The 11,671-nt window shown below is 75.1% G+C and carries 10 protein-coding genes; 1 reads left to right on the top strand and 9 read right to left on the bottom strand.

Annotation, left to right across the window (positions count from 1 at the left end; translation table 11 throughout):
* Positions 1–122 precede the first annotated feature (122 nt).
* The 4 genes from ACFXGX_RS41780 to hisI all read right to left on the bottom strand — a co-directional run bounded on the left by ACFXGX_RS41780 (position 123) and on the right by hisI (position 3,321).
* On the bottom strand, positions 123–368 hold the full coding sequence (locus ACFXGX_RS41780) for an HGxxPAAW family protein (RefSeq protein WP_384803265.1): 246 nt from the start codon (positions 366–368) through the stop codon (positions 123–125).
* A gap of 157 nt (positions 369–525) precedes the next feature.
* Positions 526–1,179 carry a TIGR02234 family membrane protein gene (locus ACFXGX_RS41775; protein WP_384803262.1) on the bottom strand — a complete coding sequence of 218 codons (654 nt, stop codon included), beginning with the start codon at positions 1,177–1,179 and terminating at the stop codon, positions 526–528.
* Between the two features lie 229 nt (positions 1,180–1,408).
* Positions 1,409–2,896: an anthranilate synthase component I gene (locus ACFXGX_RS41770; protein WP_384803259.1), complete on the bottom strand. Its 1,488-nt coding sequence runs from the start codon at positions 2,894–2,896 to the stop codon at positions 1,409–1,411.
* A gap of 11 nt (positions 2,897–2,907) precedes the next feature.
* On the bottom strand, positions 2,908–3,321 hold the full coding sequence (gene hisI / locus ACFXGX_RS41765; protein WP_384803256.1) for a phosphoribosyl-AMP cyclohydrolase: 414 nt from the start codon (positions 3,319–3,321) through the stop codon (positions 2,908–2,910).
* Between the two features lie 142 nt (positions 3,322–3,463).
* Between hisI and ACFXGX_RS41760 the strand changes: the two genes are divergently transcribed.
* Positions 3,464–4,099 (top strand): TIGR03085 family metal-binding protein, encoded by a 636-nt coding sequence (locus ACFXGX_RS41760; protein WP_384803253.1) that lies wholly within the window; start codon positions 3,464–3,466, stop codon positions 4,097–4,099.
* Between the two features lie 48 nt (positions 4,100–4,147).
* On the opposite strand, the gene ACFXGX_RS41755 is transcribed toward ACFXGX_RS41760, so the two are convergent.
* From ACFXGX_RS41755 to ACFXGX_RS41735, 5 genes are all read right to left on the bottom strand, one after another.
* Positions 4,148–5,404, bottom strand: coding sequence for an MFS transporter (locus ACFXGX_RS41755; protein WP_384803250.1), 1,257 nt, complete (start codon positions 5,402–5,404; stop codon positions 4,148–4,150).
* A gap of 37 nt (positions 5,405–5,441) precedes the next feature.
* A complete protein-coding gene (locus ACFXGX_RS41750; RefSeq protein WP_384803247.1) occupies positions 5,442–6,029 on the bottom strand; it encodes an ArsR/SmtB family transcription factor in 588 nt (195 codons plus the stop codon).
* Between the two features lie 82 nt (positions 6,030–6,111).
* The gene (locus tag ACFXGX_RS41745) at positions 6,112–7,575 is read right to left on the bottom strand and encodes a PucR family transcriptional regulator (protein WP_384803244.1); all 1,464 of its coding nucleotides are present in this window, start codon (positions 7,573–7,575) and stop codon (positions 6,112–6,114) included.
* Positions 7,576–7,687: 112 nt separating this feature from the next.
* Positions 7,688–9,769, bottom strand: coding sequence for a LuxR C-terminal-related transcriptional regulator (locus ACFXGX_RS41740; protein WP_384803241.1), 2,082 nt, complete (start codon positions 9,767–9,769; stop codon positions 7,688–7,690).
* 476 nt (positions 9,770–10,245) lie between these two features.
* On the bottom strand, positions 10,246–11,142 hold the full coding sequence (locus ACFXGX_RS41735) for an alpha/beta hydrolase family protein (protein ID WP_384803268.1): 897 nt from the start codon (positions 11,140–11,142) through the stop codon (positions 10,246–10,248).
* Positions 11,143–11,671: the final 529 nt, after the last annotated feature.

Here is an 11,671-nt window from a genome sequence, read left to right as displayed (position 1 = left end):
CTCTGGGTCGCTCTCCACGCCCACCGCCGCCCCGCGGGGGCGGCGGGGGGTCCGCCCCGCTCTCCCACGGGGGGCCGCCCCGGGCCGCCCGCCCCCCCCCCCTTCCGTACAGCCTCAGTGGGTCAGGCGTCGGCGCCCACGGTCGAGCGCGCCGTGTTCGCGGGGTGCGGGGCGGCCTTCGGCTGGCCGAGGCCCATGCTCCGCATGACCATGCCCACGACACCGCCGAGGGCGACGACGACCATGCCGGCCCAGAAGCCCAGCGGTTCGGCCTTGACCATGAAGGCACCCGCGACGCAGAAACCGATGAAGGCGATGATGACACCGGTCCAGGCGGCCGGGGTGTGACCGTGGCTGCTGCCCGCCATGACTTGCTCCTCGTTGCTGTATGCGTGTGTGAGTCGGACGCTCACCGCCATTGTCCCGTACGCACGGGCCGGCCGTGAGCGGGGGGTCACCCCCGCGCGTGCCGGTCCGGACCGCTCACGGCGGAGGGCCCGGGGCGGAGACCTCCGCCGACGGAGCCTAGGGCCTGTCCGGCTCGGGGCCGGTGGGGTCCTCACCGCGGTCGAGGGCCTTCCAGAGGTCCTCGGGGCGGTCCGGGTCGACCGGCTTGGCCTTGCGGGGCCGGGGCCTGCCGTCCCGTTCGTAGCGGCCGGACATGGCGGGCCAGGAGCGGCCGTGGCGCAGCGCGAGCAGCCCGGCCAGCAGGATGAGCGCGCCGGCCGCCGCGGCCACGTACGGCCAGGCGGTGTGGCCGATCCCGGCCGCGGTGGCGGCGGTGTTGCCGGAGGCGGAGGCGGCCCGCTCGTCGAGGGCGGAGCTGTCGCTCGCGCCGAGGACGGAGGCGACGGCGATGCCCGCGCCGGAGAGCGCGAGGAGCGCGGAGACCAGGAGGCGGCCGGAGCGGCGGACGGCGAAGACGGCGACGAGCGCGGCGAGGCCGACTATCGCGAGCGCCGCGGGCACACCCGTGACGTCGCTGCCCTTGACGGTCAGCGGGAAGTCGCCGCCGGCCACGGTCGCGGTCCCCCGCGCCCAGCTCTGCCGGCTGGCGAGCAGGGCGACGGCCGCGCCGAGCGCGCCGCTGAGCAGGGTCACGGCAAGGCTGCGGCGGCCGGACCGGGCGGGTCCCGCGGCTTCGGTTCGGGGGTGAGGTACGGCAGTCACAGACCCCACTATCGCCTGAACCCCGGGCGAACCGTCAGTCGGGGTTGCGTGAGCCTCGTCCTATTCGGGCTGTTCGGGCGCGGTTCGCACGGGTCGTACGGCCCCGGGTGCGGCCTGGGCCGTCGCCCGGACGTCGGTCCGACTGCCCGCCCCCGGGCCGCGCGAGCCGGTCCGCGGCCCCGGACCGGCCCCGCCCGAGGCCGTTCGCCGTGCGGGCCGGGCCCAGCTCTGACATGGCCTAGCGGCCGAGGCGGTTCGCGGTGTGGACCGCTCGCAGCACCGCCGCCGCCTTGTTGCGGCACTCCTCGTCCTCCGCCGCCGGGACCGAGTCGGCGACGATGCCCGCGCCGGCCTGGACGTAGGCCGTGCCGTCGCGCAGCAGGGCCGTACGGATGGCGATGGCGGTGTCGGAGTCGCCCGCGAAGTCGAGATAGCCGACGCACCCGCCGTACAACCCGCGCCGGGACGGCTCCAGTTCGTCGATGATCTGCATCGCGCGCGGCTTGGGCGCTCCGGAGAGCGTTCCGGCGGGGAAGCAGGCGGTGAGCACGTCGAAGGCCGTACGGCCCGCGGCGACCCGGCCGGTCACCGTGGAGACGATGTGCATCACGTGCGAGTACCGCTCGATGGACATGAAGTCGACGACCTCGACGGAGCCGGGCTCGCAGACCCGTCCGAGGTCGTTGCGCCCGAGGTCGACGAGCATGAGGTGCTCGGCGCGCTCCTTGGGGTCGGCGAGCAGCTCGTCGGCGAGGGCCTGGTCGTCCTGGACGGTCGCGCCGCGCGGCCGGGTGCCGGCGATGGGGTGCACCATGGCCTGTCCGCCCTCGACCTTGACCAGGGCCTCCGGGGAGGAGCCGACGACGTCGAAGCCGTCGAAGCGGAACAGGTACATGTACGGCGAGGGGTTGGTCGCCCGCAGGACGCGGTAGACGTCCAACGCGCTGGCCGTGCAGGGGGTTTCGAAGCGCTGGGAGGGGACGACCTGGAAGGCCTCGCCGGCCCGGATGCGCTCCTTGATGTCCTCGACGGCGTCCTGGAAGTCGGGGCCGCCCCAGAGCGCGGTGTACTCGGGGAGTTCGGAGGGCGGGAGCGCGGCGGGCGGCTGGGACACCGGCCGGGAGAGGTCGGCCTCCATGGCGTCGAGGCGGGCGACGGCGTCCGCGTACGCCTCGTCGACACCGGTGTCCAGGTCGTTGTGGTTGATCGCGTTGGCGATGAGCTGGACCGAGCCGTCCCAGTGGTCCAGGACGGCGAGGTCGCTGGTGAGCAGCATGGTCAGCTCGGGCAGTTTCAGGTCGTCCCGCTCGCCGGGGCCGATCTTCTCCAGGCGGCGCACGATGTCGTAGCCCAGATAGCCGACCATGCCGCCGGTGAACGGGGGCAGTCCCTCGGTCCCGGGGGTGTGCAGCGCCTCGATGGTGGCGCGCAGGGCCACGAGGGGATCGCCGTCCACGGGGACGCCGACGGGCGGGGTGCCGAGCCAGTGCGCCCGTCCGTCCCGCTCGGTGAGGGTCGCGGCGGAGCGGACGCCGACGAAGGAGTAGCGGGACCAGGACAGGGAGGTGCGGCCGTTCTCCGCGGATTCGAGGAGGAACGTGCCGGGGCGCTCGGCGGCCAGTTTGCGGTAGAGCGCGACCGGCGTGTCGCCGTCCGCGAGCAGTTTGCGGCTGACGGGGATGACACGGCGGTCGGTGGCCAGCTTGCGGAACGTCTCGAGGTCCATGGCGGCTGACCTTACTGATTCCGGGCCGGTGCGCCGGAACCGGCGTCCTCGGCTCTGTCGCCGGTGTCCTTGAGCAGCACATCCGCGTCGAAGCAGGTGCGGGCGCCGGTGTGGCAGGCGGCGCCCACCTGGTCGACACGCACCAGCAGGGTGTCCGCGTCGCAGTCCAGGGCAACGGATCTGACGTGCTGGAAATGGCCGGAGGTGTCGCCCTTGACCCAGTACTCCTGGCGGCTGCGCGACCAGTAGGTGCAGCGGCCGGTGGTGAGGGTGCGGTGCAGCGCCTCGTCGTCCATCCAGCCGAGCATCAGCACCTCACCGGTGTCGTACTGCTGGGCGATGGCGGGGACGAGTCCGTCGGCGCTGCGCTTGAGGCGGGCGGCGATCTCGGGGTCGAGACTGCTGGCGGGAGGCGTGCTGGTCATGGGTGCCATTGTGCCGCGCCGGTCGGTCCTGCCCGGCCGTTGTCCACAGGCCGGACCTCGCGTTCGTCCACAGGTGGGACCCGGCCGGTCGTGCCGCGCTCTCCACTGGGCGGGGCGGCCGCCCGGTCGTAGGCTGGCTGGCATGTCGACCCATGCGAAGCGCGAACGGCTCCTCCTGGCCGATCTGTTGGAGGCCGTGGGACCGGACGCCCCGACTCTGTGCGAGGGCTGGAACGCCCGGGACCTCGCCGCGCACGTGGTGGTGCGCGAGCGCCGTCCCGACGCCGCGGGCGGTCTCCTCGTCAAGCAGCTCGCGCCCCGGCTGGAGCGGGTGATGACGGAGTTCGCCGACAAGCCGTACGAGGAGTTGATCCGGCTCATCCGTACGGGGCCGCCGCGGTTCTCGCCGTTCACCCTGAAGCAGCTGGACGAGGCGTCGAACGTGGTGGAGTTCTACGTCCACACCGAGGACGTGCGGCGCGCGCGGCCGGACTGGACGCCGCGCGAGCTGGACACGGTGTTCCAGGACGCCCTGTGGTCGCGCCTGGACCGCACGGCCCGGCTGATGGGCCGCGGCGTTCCCACGGGCGTGGTGCTGCGCCGCCCGAACGGCCAGACGACGGTGCTGAACAAGGCGACGCCGGTGGTGACGGTGACGGGCGAGCCCTCGGAGCTGCTGCTGTTCGCGTTCGGCCGGCAGGGCGTGGCGGACGTCGAACTGGACGGCGACAAGGACGCGATCACCAAGCTCCACGAGGCGAAGCAGCTCGGGATCTAGGGATCCGGGAGCCCGCCCCCGCCCCCGCCCGCCGGGACGGGACCGGGGTCAGCGGGGCAGTTCGGCGCGTCGCAGGTCCCGTACGCACAGGGCGAGGACCCCGCCGAGGCCGCACACGGCGGCGCTGGTGACGAAGACCGGGCCGGTCCCCCACCAGCCGATCGCGGCGGCGGTCACCGGCATGCTCAGCGGCGCGAGGCCGAGGCTGACGATACCGGCGACGGCGCTGACCCGGCCCAGGTAGGCGGGGTCGCACTGGGTCTGGATCAGCGCTCCGCACAGGGCGCCGCTGAGCCCGGCGAGCAGCCCGACGACGAGGGCGACACCGACGGCCCCGGCGACGCCCGGCACGAAGGCGAGCGCGCCGGTCGCCACGGAACCGCCGAGGATGCCGACGGCGGCGACGGTGCCCGCGCGCGGGAGCCGTCCGCGCAGGGTCAGCAGCAGCGCCGCGGCTCCGGCGCCGGTGCCGAAAGCGGCGATCACCCAGCCCATTCCGGACGCGCCCCAGCCCCGCCGGTCGGCGAGCAGGGTCAGTCCGACGTTGAACGGTCCCACGAAGCCGAGGTCGCCGAGGGCGATGACCGCGATGAGCGGGGCGAGGACGTGGTGGCCGCGGATGTAGCGCAGACCGTCGCGGAGGTCGTGCCAGGCGGTGCGGGCGGCCTTGTCCGCCTCGTCGTCCGGGGTGGGTTCCCGCATGCGTACGGAGATCAGCAGCGGCACCGACACGGCGATGAGCAGGCCGGCCAGCGCGAACGCCGTGGCGGCGCCGCCGAGGGCGACGGCGAGGCCCCCGAGCGGGGCGCCCAGCACATTGGCGGAGCGGATGGCGAGCCCCCGCATGCCCTGGACCCGGGCGAGCTGGTCGCGGCCGGTGACACGGGCGGGGAGGGCGCCCACGGCGGGCATGAACACGGCGTCGACCACGCCGAAGACGACGGCGGCCAGGCCCAGCAGCCACAGCCCCGGGCTGGTCGCGAAGAGCAGCGCGGCGACCGCCAGCACGGTCGCGCAGCGCACGGCGTCGCTGCCGATGACGACCTTCCGCGGCCCGAACCGGTCGGCGACCACTCCCCCGCCCAGCATCAGCAGGGCCCGCGGTACGGCGCTGACGGACATCACGAGCCCGGCCTGCGAGGGGCTGCCGGCCTGGACGGCGGCCCAGGACAACGCGATGTAGTAGACGTTGTCGCCGATCATCGACGAGGTGTAGGCGCCGAGCCAGCGCAGGACGTTGCCGTCGCGGTGGGCGGCCTCGCGCGCGGTGCTCCGGGCGGGGCCGGGTAAGACGGTCGCGGTCACGGGGCCGGGTCCTTTCGGGGCGGACGTGTTCTCGGGGTCAGACACGGAACGGGAATCCGTACACGTGCAGCGCGACGTTCTCGCGTCCTTCGGTGTCACCGGCCGCTTCGTCCGCGCGGCCCAACTCGTCGTACTTGCGGATGACGGTGAGCAGTTCCTGGTTGAGTTCGGTCAGTTCGGCCGGCGTCAGACGCAGGGTGGACTCGGTGTCGGAGGACGCGTCGGCCCACTCGGCGCCCCAGGCGTGCCGCTCGTCCAGATAGCGCCGGTACAGGTCCGCGCGCTGGTCGACGAGGAGCCGCGCGAACGCGGTGTGGGCGGCGAACGTCTCCGGTGCGTTCCGGAAGTCCTCGTCGTGGACGCTCAGTCCTTCCGACGCGGGCTGCCACCAGCGCTCACGGCCGTCCCCGCTGCGTGGCTCCGCCTCCTCGATCAGCCCGTGCTCGGCGAGTTTTCGCAGGTGGTAGCTGACGAGCGAGGGTGCCTCGTCGACCTGCTCACCCAGTTGGGAGGCGGTGGCGGCACCCGCGATGTGCAAGGCGCGGTAGAGCTGCATGCGCAGCGGATGGGCGATCGCCTTGAGCGCGCCCATGTCCGTGATCCGGCGGTCTTCCTTGCGTGTCATGCCCTCACCGTAGATACGAAAGAAAAGTTGCGCAACAAATATTGCGCAACTTTCCCTTCGCATCTCTGGGAGGAGAGAACCCTCAGGGATCGAGCAGGGAATGCGCCGCCAGGGCCAGCGACAGCTCGACCACGTCCGCCGGCCGGGTCAGGGAGCGGCCGGTGAGCTGTTCGCAGCGGCGCAGCCGGTTCAGGACCGTGTTGCGGTGGCAGTAGAGGCGGCCCGCGGCCCGCTGGGCGGAACCGTCGCAGTCGAGCCAGACGGTCAGCGTGTCCAGCATGATGTCCCGGTCGGACAGGTCCAGGCGCAGCAGCGGCCCGAGGACTCGCTCGGAGAGTGCCGCGCCGAGGATCGGCGCGGAGACCACGAGCGCGGCGGGCAGGTGCTCCTCCAGGACGACGGTTCCGCCGGAACGCGGACAGGCCCGCAGCGCCGTGTCGGCGAGGCGGCGGGCGTCGCCGATCGCCGCGAGCCCCTCCACGACCGGGCTCACTCCGACCCGGGCCGGCGGCGGGGCGGTCAGCCGGCGGGCGATCTCCCCGGCGTCCAGGCCGGGCCCGTGCGTTCCGGGGCGCTCACCGCCCCGGCCGTCCGCGCGACCCACACCGTCCGTCCGGTCCGCGCCGCCCGTCCGGTCCGCGCCGTCCGGACTCGTCCCGGCCCCCGGGGCGGACGCCGGCCCGGGGGCCGCGTCGAGGAGGCCGTCGTCGTGGCCGCGGACGGGCCGGCCCCCGTCGTGGGGGCGGTCGCCGAGCAGGACGATGCCGTAGGTGCCCTCGGCGTCGCGGTCACGGTCGCGGTACCAGAGGATCCGCAGACCGGAGACGCCCACCTGGCCGCGAACGTCCGTGAACGCCCGGCCGGCGGGCAGCCGGACCAGCACGACCGCGTACCGCCCCTGTTCGGGAAGCCCCAGGGCGGCGGCGGTGGCCGGCAGATCCGTGATCCGGGCGGTGCCGTCGAGGAGGGCGGCCGTCATCAGCCGCAGCCGGTTCTCCCTGCGCCACATCAGCTCGCGCTCGGTCTGGCGGTAGGCGTCGGTGACCACGGCGCAGTGGTCGTCGACGAAGTTCCAGACGTCGGCGGCCACATGCACGAGCAGGCGCGCGTCGGAGGGATGGCGGCGGGTCGTCTCGTCGACGAGCTCCTGCCAGATCATGCCGCCGCCCAGCCGGAAGGCGCGCAGCAACGCGTCCAGCGGAAGGCCGCGTTCGGCGCGGGCCCTGCCGATGGCCCAGGAGCAGCGGTGGGCGGCCTCGCGCAGTTCACCGGGCTGGATCAGGGAACCGACGTTGAGCCGCAGCGAGCGCCGCACCTCGTCGCGAACGCTCTCCGCGTCCGTCTCCATGGCCGCGCGGTACGCGGGTTCACGCGCCACCAGGAGGTCCACCAGGCGTTCGGACAGTTCGGGCAGTCCCGCGATCAGCGCCCGGGCGGCGCGGTGCAGCACCGAGAGCGCCTCCGCGTCGACGGCCGGGCGGGCGCCCGGGGCCGGGGCCCGGGGCCCGGGCTGGGACCGGACGTGGGCGGGTACGAGGTGCTGCATCGCTGTCCTCCACCGGGGTCGGCTCGGCCGGGCCGCCCGCTCGGCCGACGCGCGGCACACGGGTGGCCCGGACCTCCTGATCCCGCAGGATGACATACCGCCCGGTCGGTACCTAGGGGTGTGCGGTGGTCTTCTCGGCCCGGTCCACCAGTCGGGACAGCTCGACGCGGGAGCGGACCCCCAGGGTGGCGAAGACATTGCGCAGGTGGTGGTCCACGGTGCGGGGGCTCACGGACAGGCGCAGCGCGACTTCGCGATTGGTGGCCCCCTCCGCCACACAGCGGGCGATCCGGAGCTGCTGGGGCGTCAGGAGTGTGAGCGGACCGGCCGGTTCACCCTGTCCGGCGTCCCCGGTGGCCCGCAGTTCCGCCCGCGCCTGCGCGGCCCAGCCGAGCGCCCCGCCGCGCTCGAAGGACACCAGCGCGTCCCGCAGTCGGCCGCGCGCCTCACCGGGTCGGCGCCGCCGCCGCAGCCAGGCCCCGTAGAGAAGTTGGGTGCGGCCGCGCTCGAAGTCCCCGGCCACCTCGTCGTGCCGGGCCAGCGCGGCGGTGAACAGCGCCTCGCATTCCTCGGGGCCGCTCAACAAGGCCCGGCAGCGCTCCAGTTGGGCCGGGGCCTGGGGATCCGAGCCCTGCTCGGACCAGCGGGCGAACGCGGCCACCGCCGACCGGGCGGCCTCCGTCTGTCCCGTGCGGGCCGCCGCTTCCACGAAGCAGGGGACGGCGAGCATCCGTACCGCGAAGTGACCGCGGCGCGGGCCGGCGCCGACCAGGGGGCCGAGCCGCGCCGCGGCCTCGGCGAGCCGGCCGCGGGCCAGGTCGGCGCGGGCCCGCGCCCACTGGGACAGCGTGGCCGCCTGCGCGAGACCGTGGGCCGCGGCGACGCGTTCGGCGGCCGCGGCGTGCTCCGCGACGGTCTCCGGGGAGCCCTCGACGGACGCGACCAGGGCGAGGATCGCGTGGTGGTGCGCCGCGAGGTTGTCCTGGCCGGCGCCGAGCGCCGTGCGCAGGCCGTCCTCGGCGTGGGCGCGGGCACGGGCGTGACGGCCCGCCCGCAGCTCTCCGTAGGCCAGCCGTTCCAGCGCCTGGGCGACCAGGATGTACGGGCCTGTGGCCCTGGCGACGGCGAGGGCACGGGAGTTGGCGCGAGCGGCGGCGGCGAGGTCCCCGACGACGAGGGCCGCGTTCCCGGCCCGCAGCAGGGTCTCCGGGCCGTCGTGGACTCCGGCCACGGTCCCCGCTCCGGCCACCACCTCCCGCAAGGGCTGCCGGCCGGTGTCCGGACGGCCGCGCATCACCGCGGACATCCCCGCCCGGTACGCGGCGAGCAGCGGGTCGGATCCCGGGTGTGCCGGACCCTGGTCCAGGGCTTCCACGCAGGCCGCCGCGTCTCCCGTCGCCCAGGACGCCTCGACGGCGGCGAGCCGGGCGGCCAGGGCGCGGGGCGCGTCGGCCGGGTCCAGTGACTCGGCGGCCAGCAGCAGTACTTCGCGGGCGTCGGCGGCCGGGCCGTCCTGGAGCGCGAGCAGCCCGCTCACCAGTTGGGCCGCGCCGCGCACGGCGCCGGCCGGACGCTCGCACCCGGCCCGGGCGAGCAGCTCCCGCGCACGGTGCGGCAGTCCGGCCAGCCGGGCCTGGTCGGCCGCGTCGACCAGACGGACGGCGCGCAGCCCCTGGTCGACGGCGAGTCCGGCCGCCCTCGCCCAGGCCGCCGAGCGCTCCGCGTGCGTCGGCCGGCCGTCCGGCGACCGCGCGGCGGCGGCGAGCGCGTCGCCGAGACCCGGGGCGGGAGCGACGGCCGCCGAGGCCCGGTGGAAGAGGACGGGCAGGGCGCTCGGGCCCCCGGTGTGGGCATCGGCCAGCAGGCGGTGCGCCGCGCGCCGACGGGCGGGCGGGACGGTGGCGTGAACGGTACGGGCCAGGCGCGGATCGAGGAGTCGGATGCGGCCTCCGTCGAGCCGGAGGTGCCCCGCGGCCTCGGCGGCGTCGAGGACATCCGGCCCGAGGCCGCAGGCCTCGGCCGCCCGGAGAACCACCGAGGCGTCCACCCCGTCGGCCCTCGCGTCCCGCTCTCCCTCGGCCACCACCAGCAACAGCAGTCCGGCCTCGGCCGGACCGGTCTCATCCGGGCCTGAAGACCCGGCAGGCCCGGCGGGCCCGGCGGGCCCGGCGGACATGACAGACGTGGCTGGCATGGCGGGCGTGGCGACCGGGTCGGTCAAGTCGACCGGGTCGGCCGGCTGGGCCGGACACGTCGTCCCGACCGGGCCGGACATCCCGAGCCCCGCGGGCGCGGAACGTGCCCGGGGCGGGCGGGGCGCCCCGGGCGTCGGTAACGGGGTCCGGGCCGGCGCCCCGAGGGGAATTCGCGCAGTCGCGTTTCCAGTCACGCCGTCACGTTACTTCCGCGTAAACAACGGCGGAAGCCCCGCGTTCGCTTACCCGGGCGAGTAAAGGACCCGCTCTGACCTGCGCGGACACGGCCACCGGTGGGCAGGGTCCCACGCCCGGCGGGCAAGGCTTGTGCGCCCGCACAGGACCGCGGCCCGGTTCCCCGGACGCGCACGCGGGTGACGGCCACCGGGATCGGCGGCCGTCACCCGCGCACGGACCGACTGTGCGGGACGGACTGTGCGGGACGGACTGTGCGGTGCGGACTGTGCGGTGCGGGTCAGGAGGTGTGCGGGCAGTTGCCCCGGTACTCGGCGATCGTCAGCGAGGCCTGGGGCAGCGGGCAGAGGAACTGCTCGTAGCGGGTGTCATTGTCGATGAATCGCTTGAGCCACGAGATGCTGTACTTCGCGATCGTCGTGTTCGAGCTGTTGGGCGTGAAGTGGGTGGCGCCCCTGAGCTCCAGGTACGCCTTGTCGAGCGTGCTCGGCAGACTCGCGTAGAAGGGCTCGGAGTGCGTGGCGACCGGTGCGATCGTGTCGCCGTCCGCGCCCACGATCAGCGTCGGCGTCTTGATCTCCGGCCAGGTGGTGTCGAGGTTCCAGCCGGTGAGCGGGATCGCCGCCTGGAGCGAGGGACGGCTCTTCGCGGCCTCCAGTGTGCCGCCGCCGCCCATCGAGTGGCCCATGACGCCGAGCCGGCTGCTGTCGATCCTGGTCCGCACGGAACTGCTCTGGGTGAGGTAGTCGAGCGCGGCCAGCAACTGCCGGCCGCGGCTGTCGGGCTGGTCGAGGGTGGTGAGGGTGTCGATGGTGAACACCACGAAGCCCTGCGAGGCGAGCCGGGGCCCGAGCCAGGAGATGGACGACTGGTAGGCGGTGTACCCGGGTGAGATGACGACCGCGCCGAAGGTGCCGTCGGCGGTCGAGGTCGGGTAGTAGACGGTGCCGCCGCCGAAGCCGCTCACGGACAGGGAGGAGACGGTGGTGGTGGAGACGGCGTACGAACCACGGGAGGCCTCGATGCCGGCGTTCGTGGGGGCGGGGCCGCGCTCGTACGGGTTCGCCGCGGCCTGCGCCGGGACGGCCTGTGCCGCCACGACGGCCTGCGCCCCGGTGGCCTGCGCGGCGACCAGGCCGCCCGCGGCCAGGAGCAGCGCGAGTCCGGCCCGCACCAGAGGGCCGGCCGGCCGGTGCGGTCGGCGGGGGGACGGTTCGGGTCCGACGGGTGCGACGGGGAGTGCGCGGTTCGGCTGCTGCACGGTGGGTGCGTCCTCTCGGTGAGGCGGGGTGAGGGAGGACGGACCCCGCGCCGCGGTCCGGGCGCCGCCCCGGCATGGGGTACCGGAAGGCGCGCGCCACGTCCCGGCGGGGGTCCGTCTCCGTGGTTGCGGTGGCAACTGTCCGCCCCGGACCCGGCCGGTACATCGGCGAAATCACCGGCCGTGCGCGCACCGCCCGCCCCCGCTCCCCGGAACGAACCCCGCGGCGAACGCCCCGTCCCCGCGAACACCCCTCCCCGGAAGGCGAGGACACCCACCCGGCGGCACCACCGCGCCGTCCCACCGAGCACAGCACCACCGGGCCGGAAAAGCGTCATGGCCCCCCCCCCCCCCCCCCCCCGGGCCCCCGGGGGGGGCCCCGAGGCAGCCCGAACCCCCCCCCGGGGGGGGCCCCCCCGGGGGGGCGAAGACCCCCGGGCCCCCC

The organism is Streptomyces sp. NPDC059371 (genome assembly GCF_042751995.1).
GTDB lineage: Bacteria > Actinomycetota > Actinomycetes > Streptomycetales > Streptomycetaceae > Streptomyces.
This window is presented reverse-complemented; position numbering and strand designations above follow the sequence as displayed.